The sequence below is a fragment of the Paucilactobacillus suebicus DSM 5007 = KCTC 3549 genome, assembly GCF_001434475.1.
GTDB classification, from domain to species: domain Bacteria; phylum Bacillota; class Bacilli; order Lactobacillales; family Lactobacillaceae; genus Paucilactobacillus; species Paucilactobacillus suebicus.
The window spans coordinates 1-25,663 of record NZ_AZGF01000013.1; the positions used below are offsets into that span (position 1 = coordinate 1).

A 25,663-nucleotide genomic window follows, 5' to 3' on the forward strand; every position below is an offset into this window, starting at 1 on the left:
TAAGCTGAACTAACATGCTGTGACAACAGATATAAATTATACACATGAAATCAATTTACGTCAACATTATTTTTCGTAGAAGTTCATGTGATATTCATAGCATAGTTCGTGTTTTAAGCTAATTAATGTAATAGTTTAACATTAATGTTCATGTTTACCCTAAATATATTGATGTAATGCACCATAATTGAACAAAATATTGTAAAATAAAAAATCAAAAAACATTAAGTTTTTTGATTTCATCAGTAATTTGTCCTATTTTATTGTACTTTTGCCAAAAAATACTTCTTTTTTCCACGTCTAACAATGACAAATTTGCCATCAAAATGTCCATTAGGATCAATTTCTGCATCGAGATCAGTTACCTTTTCTCCGTTAATGCGAATTGCCCCATTGGAAACATCTTCTCTTGCCTGGCGACGCGACGATTCAATTTTTGTATCATCCACTAACCATAAAATGATATTTTTCTTTTCATTTGTTACTTCAACAGAAGGCATATTCTTAAAGCCCTGTTCAATTTCGTCAGTAGTCAAATCTGCAACGTTTCCAGAGAAGAGTGCTGCAGTGATGTGTTGTGCTTCTTCAACAGCCTTTTTACCGTGAACAAACTCGGTGACTTCTTCAGCCAGACGTTTCTGAGCCTGTCTTTTTTCTGGTTCCGTCTCAACATCATGTGCAAGACTTTCAATTTCATTTTGGTTCAGGAACGTAAAGTACTTCAAGTATTTGATAACATCACGATCATCCTGATTAATCCAAAATTGATAAAACTCATATGGTGTTGTCTTCTCAGGGTCAAGCCAAACAGCTCCACCCGCAGTCTTACCAAACTTAGTACCATCAGCCTTTAGCATTAGAGGAATCGTCAGCGCATGTGCTCTAGCATCTGCACCCTCTATTTTATGAATTAAATCAATACCAGCCGTAATATTACCCCATTGATCAGCACCACCAATTTGTAATTGAACATTTTCGTGCTGGAATAGGTGTAAGAAGTCCACCGATTGTAAAATTTGGTAAGTAAACTCTGTAAACGAAATACCAACTTCCAAACGCTTTGCAACTACTTCCTTATTTAGCATCGTATTAACGTTAAATAGTTTTCCGTAATCACGTAAGAAGTCCAACAACGAAAACTGTGAAAGCCAATCATAGTTGTCCACTATCGTGAAATTATCTGTACCAAATAAATGTTCCATCTGAGAAGTAAGAACTTCTTTATTGTGCTGAACTTGGTCCATAGTTTGTAGTTTACGTTCAGAATTTTTGCCTGACGGATCACCAATCGCTCCTGTACCGCCACCAATCACAATCACTGGATGATGACCTTTTAGTTGAAACCTCTTCAACATCATAAAGGGAATTAAGTGCCCAATATGCAGGCTATCTCCCGTGGGATCAACACCACAGTACAAGCCAATTTTCTTTTCATCGGTTAATTTACGTAAATCCTCTTCATCCGTTGTCTGATTAATCGCACCACGCCAACGTAATTCATCAATAATATTCATGTTGTTCCTCCTATATAATGGTCGAATCAAAAAAGTCCCTGATTTCATAATTGAAATCAGGGACGAATATACCGCGGTACCACCTTGAATTGAAAGATACTATCTCTCCACTCTTCGTCAGTAACGCGACGATCCGTATCTAATGCTCCATAACTGTAATTCAAAAACGACCTTTGTTTGACTTACATTACCCGTCAAATTTCTGTTGTCCAAATCATTCTCTACTATATTACTTCATTGCATCTTTAATGTTTAAATTCTAGCGTGCCCACACCGAATTGTCAATCAAGTTTATTTAAGCATATTCCTGCTTAGAATTTTCAATAATTTCGTTAACATATTTTTTTGCTATAATTACGCGCCCATTAAATTCATTTATATGCATTAAGCTTAATCGATCAGCATGCTGTATAGACTTCATATCCAATTCAATCAAATAGGTATTCTGATACTCTTTTGTTACTTTACCAACAAAGCCATGCTTAATCATCGGACAACCAGAACTTTCAACCATGAAACGTTGGTACTTACAATCATCATTTTTCCACATACCCTTCACCCCATTAATTTTTAAATTCTTATGTTATCTATAAGAATTATAATAAACTTAAATTATGAATATTTTGTGAATTTTATAAGGAAAAATTAAAAATATTGATCAGTTTTACACAATCTCAAAAACAGTGATCAAATCTACAATCTCTTTTCGTTTTCAAGCCTTAACTTATCATCTTATTTTGCGTACAATAGGGTAATTAAATAAGATTGAGGTGTACTATGTATAAAAACAAGGTATATTTAGCCAGTCCTTTTTTCTCAGATCAACAAAAAAGCCGGATCAACATCGTTATGAATGCTTTAAAACATAATTCGTCTATTGACGCAGATGAAATCTATAATCCACAAGAACACCAAGAAGATAAGTTACCTTTCGGCTCGCACGAATGGCAAGATTCCGTGTTTGCCACGGATATGAGACAGGTAAAAAAGGCGGATGTTATCGTGTCAATCTTGGACTACAAGTATGAAGAACATAATTTAGAACCTGATGCCGGTACAGTATTTGAAATCGGGGCTGCATGGGCATGGCATATTCCTATCGTCATGGTCCAGTTCAATCCTGAAAATGAACTTAACCTGATGCTCGCCCGCTCCCACACTGCGATGTTTACTGGTGACAAAATTAACGACGGACTAAAAGAATATAATTTCAACACGTTACCTACTGTCTGGACCGATATGAAAGTATTCTAAAAAACGCACAATAAAAAGGGCTGAGAATTTAATTTCTCAGTCCTTTATTTTGACAAAAAACTAGATCGTTTTTTTAATCTTTACTATCTTCAGAATCATCAGTCTTAACATCATCTGATTCTGTTTCTTTTGTATCTGGTTTCTTTTCACTTTCATCCTTTTGTTCACTAGTTGAACTCTTCGCTGATTTAGCAGCCTGTGCGGCTTCTTTGGCAGCTTTGATTTCACTCTCATCAGGAACAATGGATGTTGCTTCTTTTATATCTGGGAGCGGATCAACCAATTTTTCTTGAGGTAAGAAAGTATCATCATATTCTTCGTCAAGATTGAGATGTAGCTTGTTTGCCTCGTAAAATACAGGTTCCATTATTAAAAGCACTGGTAAGTACGCACACACACCAACTACTAAAATAATTGCAAACAACCAAGTAATAAAGGATGGCATTGCAAAGCTACCAAAGTTGTTGGACATATATATAATGGCCGCCCATAGTAATCCCCAGACAATAACAGGTACGTATCCTGCAATCATCAAGATGATATAGTTAACTTTACGACCACCCATGAAACGACGACTGACAGTCAGTGCATGACGCATAGATTGTCCTAAAAATTTCGGTTGCTTTTCACGATATAAGAAAATGCTTTGAGAATATTCAACAGTCTTCCAAATTGTAACAACTGCTAAAAGTGCTTTAAGTATTGCGGCAATAATCGAATTGCTACCAAAGAATGTGTTCAGAATCTCAAACGGTAATTGCCAAAGTGTCATGAACAACCAAGTCCAGAGGCTTAAACGAACTAATTGCCATTTCTTTAAACGCTTGAACTGACTATAGATTGCACGAAATTTAACTTTCACAGAGGCATCCCGAACTCCATCTTGAAGATTAAATTGGATTGCAACCTTAAAGAATTGAATAAAGAACAACAAAATGATGTATAAAATCAATACTAACACCATGCCAAGCCCGTAAATTAACATTGATGATATTGAACTCATACCATACATCATCATCATATATTGTAACGAAAGTTCACGAAGCAGCATGTAGGCTGCAAAGCCCAGAATACCAATCAGTATTGCGGCAACAACGAATAAACCAATAATGGCCCCCAATGCGCTTGAGTAGTTACGCTTGAGTGCCTTTCTGATAGCAGCGTAAAATTGCTTAATCGATAAATTAGTCTGTTTCTCCATTTCTCCACCTATCCCAGGGTCTACCCTGTATTTAATAACGTAAAAAAATTACTGCAACACTGATTGTATCATAAACTACTTTTCAACTGGTAATTAACGCAAATAATTCAAAAATTCGTTAACTTTTAATCAAATATTGTTCTAATCCATAAGAAAATCATAAATTCAACAATTAAATAACGCGGTAAACAGGCGATCTCAATTCAATTATACAAGGTTTGTCATAGCGAAATTCCGTTTTAACGAATTTCGGATACTGACGCTTATATTAATGAACATTGCCTATTTACCACGTTTCAAAACATCATAAAATCAATGTTAAAACAATGAATCTGGAATAAATAAATCTCCTAAAGTAGCTGCCATGATTGCCTTAATTGCATGCATTCGGTTCTCAGCTTCTTGAAAGACAACTGACTGTTTTCCGTTGAAAACATCGTCAGTAATCTCGATTGCATCCATACTGAATTGTTCACCTAATTGTTTGCCAACCACGGTGTCGTGGTTATGATATGCCGGTAAACAATGCATCACAATTGCACTTGAACCAGCTTGAGCAAGTAACTCTTGATTAATTTGGTAAGGTTTTAAAAGATCAATTCTAGTTTTCGGATCCACATCTTCACCCATTGAAATCCAAACATCGGTGTATAAGGCGTCAGCACCATTAACTGCCTCGACTGGATCCTCAGTAAGTAGTATCTTACTACCAGTTTGGTCTGCAGCAGTTTGTGCTAACTCAATAATATCATTAGCTGGCCACAAGGCTTTAGGGGCACCAATGTGAATATTAACTCCCAATTTAGCTGCCGTCACTAGCAAAGAGTTCCCCATATTGTTACGGCCATCCCCCAAGTACGTCAACGTTAATCCCTCTAAATGACCAAAATGTTCCTTCAAAGTTAAAAAGTCGGCGATCATCTGAGTTGGATGCCATTCATCGGTTAATCCGTTCCAAACCGGGACCCCACTAAACTGTGCTAGTTGCTCGACAGTTTTTTGAGCAAATCCACGATATTCGATGCCATCAAACATACTACCCAGGACTTTAGCAGTATCAATAGTAGATTCTTTTTTCCCAAATTGTATATCGTTCTTGCCTAAAAATTCAGGATGAGCTCCTAAATCCACTGATGCGACCGTAAATGAGGAGCGTGTCCGAGTAGAAGTTTTTTCAAATAAAAGGGCAATATTCTTTCCTTGTAAATAGGGGTGAGGAATATTGTTCTTTTTTAAATACTTTAGATGTGCCGCAAAATCAATTAAATAATTAAGCTCTGCGGACGAAAAATCAATTTCTTTTAAAAATGATTTGTTTTGGAAATGATTCATGCTAATTGAGCTCCTTCCTTTTTCAACACTGCACCGATCTGTGATAATCCGGTCAATAAGTCTTCAGTCGTCATTATCAGTGGTGGTAGTAAACGCAACGTATTGTGCTTAGCAGACAAAGTTAAAACACCCTGGTCATGAAGTGTATCAATGATTTTATTGACGTCTAACGCATCATTTAAATGGATTCCAATCATGAGGCCTTTACCCGAAACCGATTCAACTCCCACCAATGAAACAATTTTATCATTCAAGTACTGCCAAACTTGATTCGTCTTATCTTGAACTTGAGATAAAAATGCGGGCGTCAACTGCTGTAAGACACCTTTTGCTGATGCTAATGCTAACTTATTGCCACCAAATGTCGTGCCATGAGTACCTGGACCAAAGGCAGGCGCCAATGCTTGTTTGCCAATCATCGCACCGAGTGGTAACCCGTTAGCAATTCCTTTAGCAACGGTCACAATATCCGGATCTAGATTGTAATGCTGGTAGGCAAATTTTTTACCCGTCCTACCAATGCCAGTTTGAACTTCATCAATGATTAACAGCGCCCCATTTTTTTTGCAAGCATCTTGAATTTGTTGAAGCCATTTTGAATCTCCATTAATGACGCCACCTTCTCCTTGAATTACTTCCAATATGACCGCAGCAATCTGATCGTTGATCTGCGTCAGCGCCGATTCATCGTTGAAATTTGCAAACTTGATGTCAGGAACTAGAGGAGCGAAGCCATTTTGAATATCTGGATTGCCGGTTAACGACATGGATCCGTATGTTCGACCATGAAAACTATTGTTAAATGCTAAAACAGTTGTTTTTCCAGTTGCTTTACGAGCTAACTTCAACGCTGCTTCATTGGCTTCGGTCCCTGAATTACAAAAGAACGCCAGCATGTCCGGTTCACACAATGCACCCGCAACATCGTCTACTAATTGGCTCTCGTAAAGATTGGAAGTATGCCAAATTTTAGTAGCTTGTTCTGCAACATTTTTTTGGATGATCTCATTACTATAACCAAAGTTGCATACTCCGATCCCGCTTGTTAAATCTAGGTATGTATGACCATTACTGTCTGTTAAGTGCCAGTCATGCCCAGCAACAATATCAATTGGATACTGTTGATATGTTGGAAAAATATGTTCCATAATGTTTGTCTCCTTTTTTATCTACCCAATAATGCTATTAGCAGAGCTCTTATGCAGAACCGTGCCTGAGTTTGAAAGATCATTAGTAATGAGCACTTGATGAACGCCTGAGTGTAATGCATGAAATGCAGCTTTAATTTTTGGCATCATTCCGGCTTTAATTTGCTGTTGTTGAAATAATTTGTCGGCTGCGTTTTGGTCAAGTAAGGGCACAACTTTACCAGCATTTAAAACACCTGGTACATCTGTTAACAATACTAGTTTGTTAGCCCCCATTTTTGCTGCAATCGCTGCTGCAGCTGTATCAGCATTAACATTCAGTAGCTGACCATCAGTGGTTTGTGCCAGTGGTGCCAACACACCGATTTCTTTATCCAGCACATCGTTAAGCCACAGATCGTTAACGGAAGTAATTTTGCCGACCCTTCCATACTGTGCCTGATCAAGGTACTCACCAGACAATAATTGGTTGTCACTTGTATTTAGACCAACAACGGAAAGATGATGTCGGCTTATCTGTTGACAAATTGCCGGTTGAACTACGCCCAGTAATACTGCTTGTGTCAGGGCAAGGGTTTGCTGATCAGTAACTCGAATACCATTTTGTTTGTGAACAGCTAGTCCCATTTGGTTTGACCATTGATTAATCTGCGGACCACCACCATGAATAATTAAAATATGTTTACCCTGTGTCTGCCATTTACCTAACTGACTATAAAATTGTTCTGGCAGCTGATCGCTCGCGTGACCGCCAACTTTAATTACTATTGTTTCTGCCATCATCTTTCACGCTCCTAATTAACTGTGATAAGCGGCATTAATCTTGACGTATTGATACGTCAAATCGCAACCCCAAGCTTGTCCGTTTGCATCCCCATTATTCAGATCAACTTTAATCGTCACAACATTTGATTTAAGACTGTCTTTCATCACACCTTCGTCAAAAATTGCCGCCTGGCTATTTTTAACAATAATTTGATCGTTAAACCACACTGATACATGTTCCACATCCACATGAGCATTAGTTTGTCCAATTGCTCCCATCAGGCGCCCCCAGTTAGGATCCTCACCAAAAATGGCCGCCTTAACAAGGTTTGATCCCACAATCGCTTTAGCAACGGTCTGAGCTTCTTCATGATTTAATGCTCCCATCACGTTAGCCTCAACCAGCTTTGTAGCACCCTCACCACCTTCAGCAATCGATTTTGCTAGAAAACCAAGTACCTGATGAAATGCTGCTACAAAAACTGGATAATCTGCATGCTCGCTAGTCAACTGTTGATTAGATGCCATACCATTAGCCATCACCACCACCATGTCATTGGTTGATGTATCACCATCCACGGTAATTTGGTTAAAGGTTTCATCAACCTGGGAACTTAGTAGTTGTTGCAGTTCAATGCCATCAACGTTTGCATCAGTAGTGACAAAGCCCAACATCGTGGCCATATTCGGATGAATCATTCCCGAGCCTTTTGCAAATCCACTCATCGTCACTGTCTGATCATTAATTTTAAATTGCACGCTGATTGTCTTTGGGTGTTTATCAGTTGTCAAAATTGCTTCCGTCACATTGGCATTTTTAGTTAACTCCAATTGTTCAATTCCTTCAGTAATCTTATCCATTGGCATTTGTTCGCCAATGATGCCTGTTGATGCAACACCAACCAAATCATTGTTAATGTTTAGCTTTTGCGCAGTTAACTGTTGCATCATATGTGCATCTTTTGTTCCTTGGGGCCCAGTGCATGAATTCGCATTAGCACTATTCATAATCATCGCTTGAAGTTGATGATTTACATTAATGGTGAGTTTGGTCAGCTTAGTTGGTGCGGCCTGAAATTGGTTAGTTGTGTATACACCTGCCGCTGATGCAGGAACTTCTGAGTAGAGCCAACCCATATCCTTTTTTTCTTCTTTTAAGCCAGCATGCAGTCCGTCACTATAAAATCCTGTTGGCCACGTGTAAGTATCTAATTTTTTTATTTCGTTTGTTAATGTTGCTTTCATATATAAAACCCCTTTTTTATTATGGCAAAATCACTGCAGTTGGTAGTCCGTCTTGATCGTTAAAATCAAACATTTGATTGAAATTTTGAATAGCCTGTCCACCGGCACCCTTAACCAGGTTATCGATGACACTTGCAACCATGATTGTGTGTGTCGTGTCATTATACAGAACACCTAAATCACAGTAGTTCGTACCGACAACTTGTTTGATTGTTGGCAATTTTTCGCCAGTGTATCGGACAAAAGTATCATCGTCATATATCTTATGAAAGGCATCATCAACTTGTTGCGCGTTAATACCAGGTAATGCCTTTACGTAAATCGTTGATAAAATTCCTCGTGTAATTGGCAACAGCGTGGTACTGAATTGAATTGCTTTAACGTTTCGATCCCACTGTTTTAACTGCTGCACAATTTCCGGAATGTGTTTATGGTGGTTGACGTTATATAGTTGCAAATTATCGTTGACCTGCGTGAAGTGCGTCATTTCACTCAATTTTTTGCCTGCTCCAGAGGTGCCAGATTTTGCGTCAACAATTATGCTGTCAACGTCCACCAAATGTTCCTGAATTAACGGTGCCAATCCCAATAATGTTGCTGTTGCGTAACATCCGGGATTAGCAACATATGTTTGTTCTTTAGCACTATTAAAATCTGTTAACCCGTAATGTGCGCCGGTCAAATCTTCCTGTCTAGCAGCCGGTTTGTGGTACCACTTTTCATACAGATCTGATTGTTTCAACCGATAGTCTCCAGATAAATCAATTACTGGAAAATGGTGTTTAATAAAAGGTCCGGCAAGTTTGGCTGTGACCCCCGCTGATGTTGCAAAAAAAATGGCATCATCTTGTTTCATAATCGTCTCACTATTGTAAGGAAAAACTTGATGCTCACTATCACCTAATAATGGAACAACTTCGCTCAGTGAAAGCGTCTCATCTTGATCATGGCCGTAAAGGTCAATCTGTTCAACGTGTGAATGTCCTTGAAGCATTTGATATAGCACCATGCCGCCATATCCCGTAATACCGACTAAAGCAATTTTCATTTTAACCATCTCTCTTACATGCATTTAATGGATCTTTATTAATTGATACTAGATTACAATGACTAAATATAAATTGCAAGCTTTATTTAATTTTTATTCATTATAATTTGCTGTATTCTATTTTTTATTCATAAAATACCGCATTTTTCCATATTTTATGAATTTTATACTTGACTATTACATTCAAATATCGTTAATATAGTGACAAATAAATTGAATAATAATACGGAGGTCTATAAAAATGAAAAAATACCTTACTTTAGAAGATGGCACAATTTTTAGCGGTACCGCATTTGGTGCAACACAAATAACTGCTGCAGGAGAAATAGTTTTTAACACAGGTATGACTGGCTATCAAGAGGCAATTACTGATCCTTCTTACACTAACCAGTTACTGACATTTACGTATCCATTAATCGGAACGTATGGCATCGTTAAGGATCAAAATCAAAGTGGCAGTTCCACTTGTCAAGCTGTATTAGTTCGACATTTGGAAACAGAAGTCGACAACGCTAATCTAACACTGAATGAATGGTTAAAGCAGCAGTATGTTCCAGGCATGTGCGACCTAGATACTAGGGCACTGACTAAACATATCCGCAAACATGGTACCTTGAAGGCGATTCTCTCAAACCAACCAGTTGATCACGATGAATTTCTACATATGTATGGAGTCTTAGGTAATAGTATTAGCAAACAACCGACCCTTCAGCATGAATCATATCAAGTTGATGACGCCGAATTTCACGTGGTGGTTATCGACTATGGGATCAAGCAAGCCATTATTGAAGAATTAATGAACGTTGGTTGCAGTGTCACAGTCGTGCCTTACACCACAAATTTTAAGGATATTGAAGTTTTAAATCCAGATGGAATTTTGTTATCCAACGGTCCCGATGACCCCAATGTTTACGTTGATACGCTCCCACTGATTCAGGAACTAGAACAGTCGTATCCAATTGCAGGCATCTGCTTAGGTCATCAGCTGTTAGCACTTGCAAACGGGGCAAAAACATATCAACTACCTTTTGGTCACCGCGGCCTCAATCATCCAGTTAAACTGCTTAATACTAATCAGACGATTATGACTAGTCAAAATCATGGCTTTGCTGTTGATCCTGATTCACTTACCGATACCGATTTAGTAGTTACTGCCGTTGAAGGCAACGACCAGACAATTGAAGGCTTGGCTTTACAGCAATTGCCTGCCATTAGTGTTCAATTTCATCCAGAGGCTAACCCTGGTCCACTAGATGCCACTAATTTTTTCCATGAATTTAAAGAATTAATGCATAAGGAGGTAAAAGTTCATGCCTAAAAATAATTCGATTCATAAAATCGCGGTAATCGGTTCTGGACCGATTATTATCGGTCAGGCCGCCGAGTTTGATTACGCGGGTAGTCAGGCGTGCATTAGTTTGCGTGAAGAGGGCTACGAAGTAATTCTGATCAACTCCAACCCGTCAACCATTATGACCGATGACGAAATTGCCGATAAAGTGTACTTAGAACCACTTACCTTAGATTCTGTCAGTAAAATTTTGGCAAAGGAGCAACCAGATGCACTCTTACCAACCCTCGGTGGTCAAACAGGACTTAATTTAGCCGTTGAGCTTAACGACGCCGGAGTTTTAGATAAGTATCACATTGAATTACTAGGTACCGGGCTTAAAACCATTGAACAAGCTGAAGATCGGCAACAGTTCAAACAGCTAATGCAAGATATCAACCAACCGGTGCCAGCAAGTTTAACCGTCCATAACTTAGATGATGCGTTAAACTTTGCCAAAAAAATTGGTTACCCAGTAATTGTCCGTCCGGCCTACACTCTTGGCGGTACTGGTGGTGGAATTGCCTTAAATCAGGATGAACTAGTCAAGATTGGCACTCGGGGGCTCTCAATGTCCCCGGTGACTGAATGCTTAATCGAAAAAAGTATTGCCGGATTCAAAGAAATTGAATTTGAAGTCATGCGAGATGCCAATGGAGATAAGATTAGCGTTTGCTGTATGGAAAATTTTGATCCTGTTGGTATCCACACTGGTGATTCCATTGTAGTAGCCCCAAGTCAGTCCTTGAATGATCACCAGTTTCAACAGTTAAGGTATGCGTCACTTTCAATTGTCGAAGCATTAAAAATCAAAGGTGGTTGTAACGTTCAACTCGCACAAGATCCAAATAGTGATCAGTACTACATTATTGAAGTAAATCCACGAGTTAGCCGTTCTTCGGCCCTTGCTTCCAAAGCGACCGGATATCCAATCGCAAAAATTGCAGCCAAAATTGCCGTCGGTCTCGATTTAAATGAAATTACGAATCCTGTAACTCAGACAACCTATGCAGCTTTCGAACCGGCTTTAGATTATGTCGTTGCCAAGATTCCGCGGTTCCCATTTGATAAGTTCACAGGTGCAGATCGTCAACTCGGCACTCAAATGAAAGCAACTGGGGAGGTAATGGGAATTGGTTTAACAATTGAGGAAGCCTTACTTAAGGCAGTTGCTTCTCTAGAAATTGAGCCACAAATTGAGACGTCTCTTTTGCCCTTAACAAAGCAGACTGATGAAGAACTATCATTCGCCCTAACCCATCCAACTGATCAACGACTATTTGAAATATTTTCAGCACTGGATCGTTACTGGAGTGTCAAAAAAATCGCTGACTTAACAAAAATTACGCCTATTTTTTTACACAAATTAGCTCATATCTGGCAGTTAAAGAACAGTCTTGGTGGTCAACTCACATCATCACTGTTAGCTGATGCTAAGCAATATGGTTTCAGTAACGCAATGATTGCTGCCGCTTCCGGCAAATCAGAATTACAGATTGAAGAACTGATTGTTCAGTCAAATATCGCACCAGTTTATAAAATGGTTGATACCTGTGCCGGTGAATTTGCTAGTGCAACTCCATATTTTTATAGCAGCTTTTTCCCCGGCGAAAATGAAAGCAAACCACTCGGTAAAAGCATTATTGTCCTGGGTTCAGGCCCAATCAGAATTGGTCAGGGAGTTGAATTTGATTACACAACGGTTCATTGTGTGCAAGCCATTCAACAAGCTGGTTATCACGCTATTATCGTGAACAATAATCCCGAAACCGTCTCAACAGATTTTTCAATCTCAGATAAGTTATACTTTGAACCACTGACTACGGAAAGTGTTATGAACATCGTCAATCTGGAACAGCCACTGGGAGTCATTGTTCAATTTGGTGGGCAAACAGCAATTAATTTAACCGCATCCTTAGTTCAACACGGTGTTAAAATTTTAGGCACATCGTTAGCCGGTATTGACCAAACAGAAGATCGGCACCAATTTGAAGAGCTACTAATTGGTCAGCATATTGCTCAACCAAAAGGAGCAACCACAATGAACCTTGAAGAGGCTGCGGCAATTGCACCTCACATTGGTTATCCAGTCATGGTTCGACCAAGTTTTGTTCTTGGTGGTCGAGCAATGGCGGTGGTGCATAATGAAGATGAGCTCGCCAACTATGTCGATAAAGCAATGAAAGCAGCGCCTCACCAGCCAATTTTAATTGATCACTATGTGGCAGGCATCGAATGTGAAGCGGACATTCTTAGCGATGGCCACGATGTCTTCATCCCCGGCATCATGGAACACCTGGAAGGATCAGGTATTCACTCCGGAGATTCAATTGCTATGTACCCATCGCAGCGTCTTACTGATCAGCAAAAACAAGCAATCGAATCAATTGCTATTAAAATTGGTAAGCAGGTACACTGCGTTGGCATGATGAACATTCAATTTATCGTTGCAGACCAGGTTTATGTAATTGAAGTCAACCCTCGAGCTAGTCGGACAGTTCCCTTCATGAGTAAAATCACTGGTCAGCACTTGGCAAAAATTGCCACCAGTTTAATCATGGGAAATAGTTTGGCGGATCTGGGCTTAGAAGCTGGTTGTGCTAAAGAACCAGCCCATGTGTCAATCAAGGCACCAGTCTTCTCATTCACAAAAAATTACCTGGCATGGACTGCTCTCTATCTCCTGAAATGAAATCAACTGGTGAAACGATTGGCTTGGGTGATTCCTATGAAGAAGCAATGCATAATGCGCTCAGTGATAGCTACCACTTAACCGCACCAATCGGCGAACAAACCGCTCTAGTTGACGAAGCCAGTGCTCAAGACACGTCCTTAATGAATTTACTAAATCAAATAAATATCGATATCCAGGTGATTGCCGCAAATGAAACCCCAACCATTAATCCAAGCAACGTTTGGCTGGTGATTAACAGTGAGACAGAACAAACAACCACAACAAAATTAAATTACTTTGCATTAAGTAATGGCATCCCATTCTTCAGTGCAACGGAGACATTAAAAGGAATATTAACAAGTCAGAGTGCGGAGGCCCACGGGTTGAGACCGGTGTGTAAGAGTACTATGTTAATTAATCGTGGGTTGGGCGATTGATTTGCATAGTTCTTTTACACGTTAGGTCTCAGTGGGTATGCAGCACGTTTCGACCAGAGTGCGGAATACCCACGGGTTGAGACCGGTGTGTAAGAGTACTATGTTAATTAATCGTGGGTTGGGCGATTGATTTGCATAGTTCTTTTACACGTTAGGTCTCAGTGGGTATGCAGCACGTTTCGACTATATTGCCCGAACGCTCACACACTCATCCTCAATTTCAATATTGACTAAACGTGTGTAGCAAGCCTGACACACAAAATATAAACATAAAATGCACTACCGATCTAAAACCATGATCGATAGTGCATTTTATGTTTATATTACGGTGTCAGAGCGGTTTGCTATACACTCTCACTAAATACATGTTTTTCCAACTTATAAGTGTGATCACACATCTGTGCCACTGCCGCTTCATGGGTCACGATGATAACACACTTACCTTGTTCATGAGCAATTTTTTGAAATAGATCCACTACCTCAATCGTATTATCCTCATCAAGATTGCCAGTTGGTTCATCTGCTACTACCAAGTTGGCGTCACACGCCATTGTCCTGGCAATGGCAACTCTTTGTTGCTGACCACCAGAAAGTTTCTGAACATTTTTTTGCATTTGTACATGTGCTAATCCGAGCTTATGCAACATATCAATTGCGTATTTCTTATCTCCAGTATGTTTAGAACCTGTAATCGCCATTGCCGTCAATAAATTATCAATCGCCGACATATAGGTAAAGAGATTGTAAGATTGAAAAACGATCGACACATCATTCTTTCGATAATTGGTTAATCCAATTTCGCTAATATTACGATCATCATACAAAATTTGACCTGCTTTTGGCTTATCCAGTCCAGCTAGTAAAGATAAAAAAGTAGTTTTGCCAGCTCCACTTTGCCCAACAATTGCGTATGATTGGCCGGCCTCAAAGGATAGATTAACGTGTTCAAACAAGCTATCATCTTGATGCGTATACCAATACCCGACATCTTTAACTTCAAGCATTTAACATTCCTCCTTATTCAATCAATACTTTTTTAGGTTCTAATCGTAGTATTCCAAACGATGCGATCATTGTTGATAGGAAAATAATTGCTAGTCCAAATCCACCCAACTCGACCATCGTTAGAGCCGTAACACTAACATCAAGTTGTTCTTGCGATGATGATTGTCTACCGCCCATCATTCCTGGTGTGCCACCAGATTTACCAGCAGTCACGGTTGCTCCACCACTCGGTCTGCCGCCACTCATGGAGCCACCTTGTCCTCCAGGAGCAGACATTGATGTTGAAGTAGTCGTTTCTTGACTCTGTAGTTCTTGTGCCAGTTTGTTACCTACAAATTTGCCACCAATTCCGGCAACAGCGAGTGAAACTATCAGAATTGCCACTAATTCTGTAAAGAATTGAGCAACAATCTTCCAGCGAGATTCGCCGAGTGATAACAAAATACCGATTTCATGACGTCGTTCACGAACCATTAAAATCACAATCAGTGCCAAAATAATTGTTCCAGCAATTGCCACCAGCCAAACTATCTTATCAGCAAATGATTTAATGTTTTTCATTGAAGCTTTGACAGTTTCGTAGTTGCTATCATCAGTTGAAAGTGAATACTTTTTAGTATTAATCAACTTATTCCCCGCACTCTTAACCGACTTAATCTTTGAAGGATTTGAGACTGTGAAAGTCGCTGAATCGGCCGTGTTTGCATACTTGCTACCCTTGATGGTATTAGCAAATGTATACGACGTATAAATCGTATTTGACGGATCAGACTGGCCAGGCATTGCTGAACTTGCTTCAGAACTTGATGAGGCCTTATAGATACCCACGATCTTCAGTTTATAAGTCCCGCTACCAGATGATTTCTTAACGGTAATCGTGTCACCAACACTCAAGTTATCTTCCTTAGCGAGTTCACTTTCAATAACTACGTGATTGGTGTTTTCATCAGCAGAAGTAATACCGCGTCCTTTGGTAATCTTATATGTTCCATCATCGAAGCTTGACGATTCACTAGTACTGGTTACACCAGTGACAGTAATATCACCAGAACTGTTGCTTGATGAACCCCCTGGCATGTTTGATGAACTCGATGTAGAAATGGCATCAAAGCTCTTTGCATTAACGGTTGTTGAAGATGTAACATCATAACTCGAAACATTGGCCAACTTGGCAATCTTTTTTACGTCGCTGAGTTTAACTGATGACATTTTCAAAGTTGGCCTGGATGATGACGATGACGATTTCTTCATTTCTTTGAAAGCTTGACTCCTGTTTGCTGATAACGTTAACGATGCACCCACGCTTGCTTTAGCGTTAGCCGTTGCCGTATCAGCGGCATTACGAATTAGTAAACCTGCCAGCACAAATAACATAATTGCTGATGTAACTAAAATTAAAAGAATTGATCTTCCCTTTTTGGCCGTGAGACTTAGCCATGCACGTCTAATAAAATTCATAATGGCCCTCCTTTTTAAATTTTTTCTTGATTTACGAATTACACTCTAACCAATAATCATGACTTATTTATGAAATAAGTAAGGCCTTTAAACGCTCAAATTTAAAATTATTAATATCCTTGCTTGGATATTAATTAAATGTTTTGCTATTCTTAGTAAGGTTAATTTTTATTCAAGAGAGAGGGAGTAATATGGATTCACGTATACCTTTGCGAGTAAAACTCGCAATTTTGTCTGCTGGGCTGTTATCATTTGTCGGCATATTAGTTGAAACTTCAATGAACGTGACATTTCCCACGCTAATTAAGGAATTGCACGTCAGTCTGAGCACAGTTCAATGGCTAACAACCGGCTACTTATTACTCGTCACAATTGTAATGAGCACTACAGCTTATGTTATGAAAAGATTCGATGCTAAAAATATCTTCATTTTTGCGGCAAGTTTTAGTTTAATAGGTGGAATCTTAGCATTAGTAGCACCCAATTTCTGGATCCTACTAGTCGGAAGACTAATTCAGGCCATTGCCACTGGATTATCAACACCGTTAATGTTTAATTTAATCTTTGCAAAAGTGCCAAAGCAAAAATTAGGGGTCTACTCCGGTATGGCAAGTGTGGTAATTTCATTAGCCCCTGCACTTGGCCCCACTTATGGTGGGATTTTAACTAGTATTTGGTCTTGGCGCGCAATTTTTATTGGTGTTATTCCAATCATTATCATCGTGGGATTCTTTGGTATCTCAACCATTAACGAAAAGGCAATTGGCATTCAAAAGGGTACCTTTGATTATATTGGTGCGATCGCACTAGCTATCGTGTTTACTTCAATTTTGCTGACATTCGATCAAGCCGGTAATTACGGTTGGTACTCAATCAGGTTCTGGATTGGCGTCATCTTATCAGTACTATTTTTAGGTATCTTCCTCTTGTATGCAAATAAAGGTCGTCGCAAGTTGCTCGACTATCGCATTCTTAAATTACCATTGCTACGGTTAAGACTGTTTAACTACTTTAGCCTGCAACTAATCAATATCGGTATGTCGTTCGTGTTACCATTATTTGCACAAACCGTTCTGCACTGTTCGGCAATGCAGGCCGGCCTAATGATGCTGCCGGGCTCGTTAATTGGCGCAATTACTGGGCCAATCGCTGGTCGGTTTTATGATCAACATGGTGCGTTTAGTCCGTTGTTAACTAGTTCAATACTGATGCTTGTCGGGACACTTGGTTTTTTCTTCATGACAAAATCGTTAACAGTCATGAGCACTACTTTCATTTATGTAGTCATGAGAATTGGCTTTAACACCGGATTTGGCACCGCAATATCTGATGGAAGCCTTCAAGTGTCATTTAAAAATAAAGCTGATCAAAACTCACTCTTCAGCATGATGCAACAATACGCTGGTTCGTTAGGAACTAATGTCTTGTCAGTAGTGATTTCTGCTACCATCGTCATGCACGCCGACCGCAGCACTGTTATCAATACGATGAACGGTAGCCATATGGCATTTTTGGCTGTCTCTATTTTAGGTATTCTTGTCCTATGCTCGGTGATTTATGCTGAAATGAAGTATGGTCATCAACGGACAGATAACTAAAATTTAGATTTTAACGATTAATCCTGTAATTCTGATCTGTTTAAGGATATATTTATAGTTGAACAATGTTGCCTTAAAAATTTTGAATAGTAAGGAGTAGTTAACGTGTCAATTTCAAAAGATGTTGCAAAAGTTCAACCATCCGCAACCCTAGCGATGTCGTCAAAAACCAAGGCGATGATCAAAAAAGGTGTTGACGTAATCAACTTGTCAATCGGGGAACCAGATTTCACCACTCCGGAGCAAATTAAACAAGCGGCCATCGACGCAATCAAATCTGGAAAAGCCAGCTTCTACACTCCAGCAGGTGGATTGCCAGAACTGAAACAGGCGGTATGTGATCGAATTAAACTTGAAGATGGTGTTGAATACAATCCAAATCAAGTGATCGTGACTGACGGCGCCAAATTCTCACTATTTTTAATTTTTCAAGTAATTCTAAATGAAGGTGAAGATGTTTTGTTGCCTGAGCCATTTTGGGTTAGCTATGCAGAACAAGTTCACCTTGCTGGTGGCAACGCAATTGCTGTCAAAACAACCGGCAAGGACCATAAAGTCACCGTAGCCGATCTAGATCGCTCGATTACGCCAAGTACTCAAGCACTAGTGATCAACTCACCACAAAACCCATCAGGTCTCGTTTATGAAGCGGATGAACTTGAGGCAATCGGTAACTGGGCGGTAAAACATGACATATTAATTATCGCAGATGATATATACAGTAACCTGATTTTTAATGGTCATAAGTTCACATCAATTGTGACGCTGGGTGATGAAATTAAAAAACATACTTTGCTTGTGTCCGGTGTATCTAAAACATATTCCATGACTGGCTGGAGAATTGGCTACGTGCTGGGTGATGAAAAAATCATTAAAATCATGAATACCGTTGCGAGCCACGCTACCGGTAATCCGGCGGCCGTTAGTCAATACGCGGCAATTGAGGCTTTGACTAACGATCAATCTGATGCTAAAAAAATGCGTCAGGCTTTTGAAGATCGTTTAAACATTTTCTACCCAAAGATCGCCAATCTACCAGGCTTTGACCTGCCAACCAAACCTCAAGGTGCCTTCTACCTTTTTCCTAATGTTAAGAAGGCTGTGTCACTTTGCGGATTTAACAATACTGAAGAATTTGTCAACGCACTGTTAGAAGAGGCCCACGTGGCAGTTGTCAGTGGTAAAGCATTCAGTCAGCCCGACAATATTCGTTTCAGTTATGCCAACAGCAAGGAAAATCTACTTGAAGCTTATGATCGAATCGTTAAGTTTTTAAATAACCACGGCGTCACAGTTAATGAATAAAATTTAAAAAAGAATCACCTGATGGTGGTTCTTTTTTATTGATTTTGCGCTCTTAATGTTTAACGTTTTCTCTGTATAACTGTAAGTTTAATTGACATATTATCGATGATGTCAAATAATGTAACATTAAAAAGTTCTGATCAAACACTTGGAGGATGAAAGAATGCGCACTGTAGATACATGTATTAAAAACGGACAAGTTTTAAACGTTTTTAAACGTCAATTTGAACAAAGAGATTTATGGATTGACGAGGGAATAATTATTGCGGTCGGTAGCACTGATTTCGCCGCTAAAAATGTGATTGATGCCCGTGATAAATACATTGTCCCTGGATTTATCGATGCACATGTGCATATTGAAAGTTCAATGGTTACCCCGAGTGAAGTTGGTAAAGTTCTACTAAAGCACGGTGTCACAGCCATTTTTACTGACCCCCATGAAATTGCTAATGTTAAAGGGACAGCCGGCATTGAATATATGATTCAAGATGCTCGTCAAACCGCCTTGGATGTATTTTTTATGTTGCCATCATCGGTTCCTTGTACACCTTTTGAACACGCTGGTGCAATCTTAAACGCTGCTGACTTAAAACCGTTATACCAATACCCAGAGGTTAAAGGGCTAGCTGAAGTTATGGATTATCCAGCCGTTGCCGCTGGTGATAGCGAAACAATGGCTAAAATCAATGACGCAATTGAAGCCGGCTATCATGCTGACGGCCACGCCGCTGGACTAACGGTTGACCAGTTAGATGTGTACAGACAAGCAGGCATTCATACCGACCATGAAGCTGGTAACGTTCAAGAAATCAACGATCGCCTAGCAACCGGGTTTTCAGTGTTTCTCCGAGAAGGAACTGTTGAACGAGACATTGCTAATACCATTCAGGCAGTCAATGAAAGTAACGCCCAAGACTTTTCATTTTGTACCGACGATAAATTAATCGATGACCTAATGGACGAAGGATCAATTGACTACTGCATTAAGTTAGCCATTCAACTTGGCTTAAGACCGGAGCTCGCATACACTATGGCCAGTTATAATGCTGCGATGGCTCACAACTTGCCACATACGGGTGCACTAGCCGCTGGTTATCACGCTGACCTAGTCTTTTTAGATGATCCACACAAAGTTGCTATTGATTCTGTGATGAAAGACGGAGCATGGATTGAAGATCAACAAACCAATCCTCTACCTGCTGGCGCATCGACCGTTCATCATCACTTAAAATTAGAAGACCTGGCGCTACCGTTAAAATCTGACTATTGTCACGTGATTGGGATTCAACCTAATCATATTGTCACTGATCATTTGAAAGAGCATGTTAATCTTAAAGATGGCCAATTCGTGGCAGATACCGACAGTGATATTTTAAAAATGGCCGTTATTGAGCGTCATCATGATTTAGGGACCGTTGGTTTAGGTATAGTTCACGGGTTCAAATTACAGTGTGGTGCAGTTGCTACCACTATCGCTCATGACTCACACAATCTAGTGGTTGTTGGTACTAATGACGAAGCAATGTATCGAGCAGTCCAAGAATTAACCAATGTTGGCGGTGGTATCACGGTAGTCGACGATAACCATGTATTGGCAACCATGCCATTAGCCGTAGCCGGCCTAATGTCTGACAAGAGTTATCAGGATGCTGCTAAAGATTTAAAAAAGATTACCGAAGCATACGATAAAATTAGCAGCAACCGTGAATTTAATCCATTTATTACCCTCTCATTCTTAACTTTGCCAGTCATACCATCAATCAAGCTAACTGATCAAGGTCTGTTTGATTTTGACCAATATCGATTTATTGAAAATGAAATTTAGTACAAAATGTGATTAGAAAATCGTTTCTCATTTATATTAAGTAGCCGTTCCGTGGTTAATAAGGCCTCCAAAACTAAAATTAAGAATTTTAGTTTTGGAGGCCTTACCTTCTGGAAGCAAAAACACCCTTATTTCCACTCTCATTTTCTATATTTACTTTTTAGCACCTCGTAGAGAAATCACAATCACCACTAATTCAATCGCTAGAAAACTTGCCAGAACTGTATACGCGTGCTGTGATCCTATGGCAGTAGCGGCCGCCAACTTAACATGGTTGCCAGACTGGCTTAAAGCAATAATTGCTGACACAATCGCCGTTCCCATTGCACCCGCAAACTGCTGTAATGTGTTCATAACCGCATTACCATCAGATTGCTGATCACCATTTAATTGTTTTAGTCCACTGGTCATGATATTTCCAAATGAAATACCAATGCCCAGCATATACAACATATAAACGACCATCACTAAAATATTAGACATATCCAAGCTATAGATACAAAAAACAATCATCGCGATCAATGCAATCAAAGACCCTGCTATAAGGGGAATTGATGCCCCAAACCGATCCAAGATTCTGCCACTAAACGGTGCCAGTGCGGCACCAAACGCGGCACCCGGTAAAACAATCAGGCCTGCCAACGTTGATGAACTTTGATTAACCAATTGAATATAGTTAGGAATTACAAATGACAACCCTAGTGCAGTGGTCTGAAATAGAACAAAGCTCAGCACGTGGCCGGAAAAATGCCAGTTACCAAACATATGTAAATTAATAATTGGGTCTTTAACATGGTTAGATCTGACAATCAAACCTGCCAATCCCACCAATCCAATTATCCAACATCCGCCGACTGCTAGGCTAATAATTGCATTGCTACTAAGGTGATTAAAGCCCAAAATCAAGCCGGTAAACATAATGACAATAAGTAACACACTGATCAAATCGATTTTGGTGTCCACAGTAGGCACTTTCTGTTCAATACAGCGGATTCCCAAAATAAGTGAAATTATCAGTATGGGAATTAAAAATGCAAAAATGTAACGCCACCCAAGCGTAGCAACAACGATTCCACCAAATGTTGGTCCAATTGCTGGATCAATCGCCGTAATTAAAGTACCAACGCCCATCATCATCCCAATTTTACTAAGGGGTACCTGCTCCAAAATAATATTGAACATCAATGGTAGCGCAATTCCCGTACCGAATCCTTGCACGATTCTACCTAAAAATAAAACAATGAAATTAGGAGCTAGTGCACATAAAATGACCCCGGCAGTAAACAGACTGATTGCCGTTAGAAATAAACTTTTCATTTTAAATTTGCGTTTAAAGGTTGCTGATAGTGGCACCATAATTGCTACCACCAACAAATACCCCGTTGTCAGCCACTGAACCGTTGCCGTCGAAACATTAAATTCACGCATTAAGGTTGGAAATGTAATGTTCATCGCCGTTTCAACAATCACGCCACAAAATGACATTAAGCCAGCGGCCACAATGGCACCTATCACCTTTGTCGAAATACTATTGGAACTTTTTTCTGCCATCTAATCCTCCTCATCTTTGATCGTCGTTAATGTAATAAGTTAATAATCGCTGGAACACAGCAATGTCATCGTGTGAAAATTTCATCGCTAGACGCTCGTTTTGCCGTAACATATATTGTGATACCACTTCTTTTAAATCATGTGCCTTTGGCAACAATGTCACCTGTTTTTGCCGTGCATCCCCGCCAAAAACGGTACGCCTTACCAATTCTTTCTTTTCCATCCGTTGTAACATCGTTGTGGCCGTTGACCGCTGAATATTAAATTCGTGTTCAATATCTCTTTGTGTAATTGCTTGACCTTCGTTGCGCCCCACGAAATCAATAATCGACATTTGCATGCTGGTCAAATCATATTTTTGAGCAAATTGATCAAAATTACGCATTAACTGATTTGCTGCCTTTTTTAACAATCTTCCACTATCTTGAGCCATGTCTATCCTCCATAATGTTAGCTAGCTAACATTATTAATATATCACAGCATTTTTTTAGATGCAATCATGATCATAAAAAAACAGACGGCTAACGCCGTCTGTTAATATCTACTCTAATGGTCCCTTACCAAGGTATGCACTAATCATCCAGATATATTTATCAATTGTCTCTTTGAATCCGTTCAACATATCCTGAGTAGGAAAATCTTTTTCTTCATCTGAAGCTTCCATGCCAATCTGATACTGGTTGGCTAAATATTTAAACTGATCATCCAATCTTTGCATGTACTCAGGTAAAGTATGCTGATTCCATGTAACTTTTTCATCAGGTAATCCTGTATGTTCAATAAATTCGTGGGTGGTTGAATATGGTGAGCCACCCAGTGCAATTAATCTTTCTGCAATTTCATCTAAATGCTCATCCAGCTCTTCATTGTAGTCGTCCATTTGTGGATGCAATCTGAAGAATTCCGATCCGCGCATGTACCAGTGAGTCTGTTGCACGTTTGTTTGAAGTTGACTAATGTCAGCAATCAACTGATTTAATTGCGCCATCGTTTTCGGATACTTTGCTTCTGCCATTATAAGAACCCCTCTCGAAAACATATTAACTATTCCGTTAATAAAATGATAACTAAAACCGCTTACATTATCAACTGGTTTGCACTTTATAAAAAAAGGGATTGCACAAGTCTTCTTGTGCAATCTCTTATATGTGTATTCAGTCAGTTTTATTGAGGGTGCTTAACTTTAAACGTACTTGATCCCGCCATCAACCATGATTGCTTGACCAGTAATATAGTCAGCCTTATCACTTGCAAGGAATGATACCAAGTTAGCAACATCGGCAGGTTGTTCACCACGACCTAATGCGATGCCCTTCAAGTATGCTTTAATTGATTCACCAGCTGGCACGTTGTGTAATTCACCCATTTCGGCGTCAATTTGATCCCACATTGGAGTCAAAACGATACCTGGGCAATATGCGTTAACTGTGATCTTATCTTGTGCCAATTCTTTGGCAGCTGCTTGGGTGATACCACGAATAGCAAACTTAGTTGCTGAGTACGCACCAAGCAATTCAAAGCCTTCATGTCCGGCAATTGATGAAGCGTTGATAATCTTACCTGGAGTTCCTTGCTTCTTAAATTGTGTTGCAGCAGCTTGGATACCAAAGACAGTTCCCTTAACGTTAATATCTAATAAACGATCAAGATCTTCTTCCTTTGTATCCAATACTTGAGCAACATGTGCAATCCCAGCATTGTTAACAAATACATCAAGGTGACCCAATTGTGAAACTGTTTCATCAACTGCGGCAAAAACATCCTTCTTAATTTGAACGTCCGCTTTAATAGCAATTGCCTTGCCACCATCTTTATTAATGTTATCTGCAACACGTTGAACTTTGTCTAAATGACGCCCTGCAAGGGCAACTTGAAAACCGTCTTTTGCAAGTTGTAGTGCAATACCTTCACCAATTCCTTGGCCGGCACCAGTAATTAAGGCTACTTTTTCTGCCATGCTAATCAATCTCCTTTGTGAATTGTTTTTCATATTTGATGAATACATTATGACATGTTTTTGCAAATAAATAAAGTTAAATATGAAATATTTTTCCGCCTTAAACAATTATTAATGTTTCATCTTTATCTTTAACCGACTAAACAATATAATTAAGTGGATACATAAAGGAGGCAAGCCCCATGAAAGTTACAATCATTCAGCACGTTCCATTTGAAACACCTGGACTAATTAGCCGCTGGATAGCCAAGCGCGGATTCACATCGGAAATAATTAAGCTTTTTGCTAACCAACCATTACCGAAGCCGGCAGGCATTGAATTTCTAATTGTTTTAGGCGGTCCAATGAGTGTTAACGATTCAGACCAATGGATCAAAGAGGAACGACAACTAATTAACAAAGTTGTCACCAGCAATAAGCCAATGTTAGGAATTTGTCTAGGTGCGCAGCAATTAGCAGTCTCCTTCGGGGCAAAAGTCAGCTCTTCTCCTGTAGAAGTTGGTTGGGCTCCAGTTGCCTCCACACTGACAGCTAAACAATTGTTTAATGCACCAATGTCTAATGATGTTTTGCATTGGCATGGTGAAGGCTTTAATTTACCCGTACAATCGGTTTCTCTTTTCACGTCAAACAACTGGCAAAATCAAGGATTTCAATTTTTACGTGCCATTGGGCTACAGTTTCACCTTGAAACCACAGATCAGTCCCTACCACCTCTCGTTAATGCAGACACAGCATTCATCAAAAAATCAATTTTCGATACTAGTCCTGAGATTATTTTAAGTCATCAAATTGAACGGCAGAACGAAGAATTACTTGATAATATTTTGGATTATTTGGTTCGAATTACTGACTGATTTTGTACTTTGTGGATTTTAGTTTGATTTATTTTTTTAATAATATTGGGTTAACAGTTGAAATTAATAATTTTTATTTCATTACACTTTTTGATCACTTTGCATTTTATTTGATGAAACGCGATAAAAAGAACAGATGCACACAATATAATAAGGCC

The 25,663-nt window shown here is 39.4% G+C and carries 20 protein-coding genes and 1 pseudogene; 7 read left to right on the forward strand and 14 right to left on the reverse strand.

What is annotated here, in order from left to right; translation table 11 throughout:
- Positions 1-260 precede the first annotated feature (260 nt).
- On the reverse strand, positions 261-1,514 hold the full coding sequence (tyrS, locus tag FD16_RS06605) for a tyrosine--tRNA ligase (RefSeq protein ID WP_010622754.1): 1,254 nt from the start codon (positions 1,512-1,514) through the stop codon (positions 261-263).
- Positions 1,515-1,809: 295 nt separating this feature from the next.
- Complete coding sequence (locus FD16_RS06610; RefSeq protein ID WP_010622753.1) at positions 1,810-2,064, reverse strand: hypothetical protein; 255 nt, start codon at positions 2,062-2,064, stop codon at positions 1,810-1,812.
- Positions 2,065-2,291: 227 nt separating this feature from the next.
- Between FD16_RS06610 and FD16_RS06615 the strand changes: the two genes are divergently transcribed.
- A complete protein-coding gene (locus tag FD16_RS06615; RefSeq protein ID WP_010622752.1) occupies positions 2,292-2,768 on the forward strand; it encodes a nucleoside 2-deoxyribosyltransferase in 477 nt (158 codons plus the stop codon).
- A gap of 73 nt (positions 2,769-2,841) precedes the next feature.
- Here the strand turns inward: FD16_RS06615 and FD16_RS06620 are convergent, their stop codons facing one another.
- The 6 genes from FD16_RS06620 to argC form a co-directional block, all read right to left on the reverse strand.
- Complete coding sequence (locus FD16_RS06620) at positions 2,842-3,969, reverse strand: hypothetical protein (RefSeq protein WP_010622751.1); 1,128 nt, start codon at positions 3,967-3,969, stop codon at positions 2,842-2,844.
- Positions 3,970-4,287: 318 nt separating this feature from the next.
- Positions 4,288-5,301: an ornithine carbamoyltransferase gene (gene argF / locus FD16_RS06625; RefSeq protein WP_010622750.1), complete on the reverse strand. Its 1,014-nt coding sequence runs from the start codon at positions 5,299-5,301 to the stop codon at positions 4,288-4,290.
- Complete coding sequence (locus FD16_RS06630) at positions 5,298-6,449, reverse strand: acetylornithine transaminase (protein ID WP_010622749.1); 1,152 nt, start codon at positions 6,447-6,449, stop codon at positions 5,298-5,300. Before FD16_RS06630 ends, argF begins: the two co-directional genes overlap by 4 nt.
- A gap of 21 nt (positions 6,450-6,470) precedes the next feature.
- Positions 6,471-7,229, reverse strand: a complete 759-nt coding sequence (gene argB, locus FD16_RS06635; protein ID WP_029508415.1) for an acetylglutamate kinase — start codon at positions 7,227-7,229, stop codon at positions 6,471-6,473.
- Positions 7,230-7,247: 18 nt separating this feature from the next.
- A complete protein-coding gene (argJ, locus tag FD16_RS06640) occupies positions 7,248-8,459 on the reverse strand; it encodes a bifunctional glutamate N-acetyltransferase/amino-acid acetyltransferase ArgJ (protein ID WP_010622747.1) in 1,212 nt (403 codons plus the stop codon).
- 19 nt (positions 8,460-8,478) lie between these two features.
- A complete protein-coding gene (gene argC / locus FD16_RS06645; protein ID WP_010622746.1) occupies positions 8,479-9,507 on the reverse strand; it encodes an N-acetyl-gamma-glutamyl-phosphate reductase in 1,029 nt (342 codons plus the stop codon).
- 241 nt (positions 9,508-9,748) lie between these two features.
- On the opposite strand from argC, the gene FD16_RS06650 reads away from it, so the two are divergent.
- Together FD16_RS06650 and carB are read left to right on the forward strand one after the other, a co-directional pair.
- Positions 9,749-10,825: a carbamoyl phosphate synthase small subunit gene (locus FD16_RS06650; protein WP_010622745.1), complete on the forward strand. Its 1,077-nt coding sequence runs from the start codon at positions 9,749-9,751 to the stop codon at positions 10,823-10,825.
- Positions 10,818-13,948 (forward strand): annotated as a pseudogene (carB, locus tag FD16_RS06655) (carbamoyl-phosphate synthase large subunit). The gene FD16_RS06650 and the pseudogene carB overlap by 8 nt, the downstream one beginning before the upstream one ends.
- Positions 13,949-14,292: 344 nt before the next feature.
- Here the strand turns inward: carB and FD16_RS06660 are convergent.
- Together FD16_RS06660 and FD16_RS06665 are read right to left on the reverse strand one after the other, a co-directional pair.
- A complete protein-coding gene (locus tag FD16_RS06660) occupies positions 14,293-14,952 on the reverse strand; it encodes an ABC transporter ATP-binding protein (protein ID WP_010622744.1) in 660 nt (219 codons plus the stop codon).
- A 13-nt stretch (positions 14,953-14,965) separates the two neighbouring features.
- Positions 14,966-16,411: an ABC transporter permease gene (locus FD16_RS06665; protein WP_010622743.1), complete on the reverse strand. Its 1,446-nt coding sequence runs from the start codon at positions 16,409-16,411 to the stop codon at positions 14,966-14,968.
- A 191-nt stretch (positions 16,412-16,602) separates the two neighbouring features.
- On the opposite strand from FD16_RS06665, the gene FD16_RS06670 reads away from it, so the two are divergent.
- The 3 genes from FD16_RS06670 to ade all read left to right on the forward strand — a co-directional run bounded on the left by FD16_RS06670 (position 16,603) and on the right by ade (position 21,139).
- Positions 16,603-18,009 (forward strand): MFS transporter, encoded by a 1,407-nt coding sequence (locus FD16_RS06670; protein WP_010622742.1) that lies wholly within the window; start codon positions 16,603-16,605, stop codon positions 18,007-18,009.
- A gap of 105 nt (positions 18,010-18,114) precedes the next feature.
- Positions 18,115-19,314, forward strand: a complete 1,200-nt coding sequence (locus FD16_RS06675) for a pyridoxal phosphate-dependent aminotransferase (protein WP_010622741.1) — start codon at positions 18,115-18,117, stop codon at positions 19,312-19,314.
- Positions 19,315-19,477: 163 nt separating this feature from the next.
- Positions 19,478-21,139 (forward strand): adenine deaminase, encoded by a 1,662-nt coding sequence (gene ade / locus FD16_RS06680; protein WP_010622740.1) that lies wholly within the window; start codon positions 19,478-19,480, stop codon positions 21,137-21,139.
- Positions 21,140-21,292: 153 nt separating this feature from the next.
- Here ade and FD16_RS06685 read toward each other — a convergent pair whose 3' ends face one another.
- The 4 genes from FD16_RS06685 to FD16_RS06700 form a co-directional block, all read right to left on the reverse strand.
- Positions 21,293-22,690: an MFS transporter gene (locus tag FD16_RS06685; protein WP_010622739.1), complete on the reverse strand. Its 1,398-nt coding sequence runs from the start codon at positions 22,688-22,690 to the stop codon at positions 21,293-21,295.
- A 10-nt stretch (positions 22,691-22,700) separates the two neighbouring features.
- On the reverse strand, positions 22,701-23,123 hold the full coding sequence (locus FD16_RS06690; RefSeq protein ID WP_010622738.1) for a MarR family winged helix-turn-helix transcriptional regulator: 423 nt from the start codon (positions 23,121-23,123) through the stop codon (positions 22,701-22,703).
- A gap of 109 nt (positions 23,124-23,232) precedes the next feature.
- Positions 23,233-23,706 (reverse strand): Dps family protein, encoded by a 474-nt coding sequence (locus FD16_RS06695; protein WP_010622737.1) that lies wholly within the window; start codon positions 23,704-23,706, stop codon positions 23,233-23,235.
- A 168-nt stretch (positions 23,707-23,874) separates the two neighbouring features.
- Positions 23,875-24,648, reverse strand: coding sequence for an acetoin reductase (locus tag FD16_RS06700; protein WP_010622736.1), 774 nt, complete (start codon positions 24,646-24,648; stop codon positions 23,875-23,877).
- A gap of 182 nt (positions 24,649-24,830) precedes the next feature.
- On the opposite strand from FD16_RS06700, the gene FD16_RS06705 reads away from it, so the two are divergent.
- The gene (locus tag FD16_RS06705; RefSeq protein ID WP_010622735.1) at positions 24,831-25,505 is read left to right on the forward strand and encodes a type 1 glutamine amidotransferase; all 675 of its coding nucleotides are present in this window, start codon (positions 24,831-24,833) and stop codon (positions 25,503-25,505) included.
- Positions 25,506-25,663 lie beyond the last annotated feature (158 nt).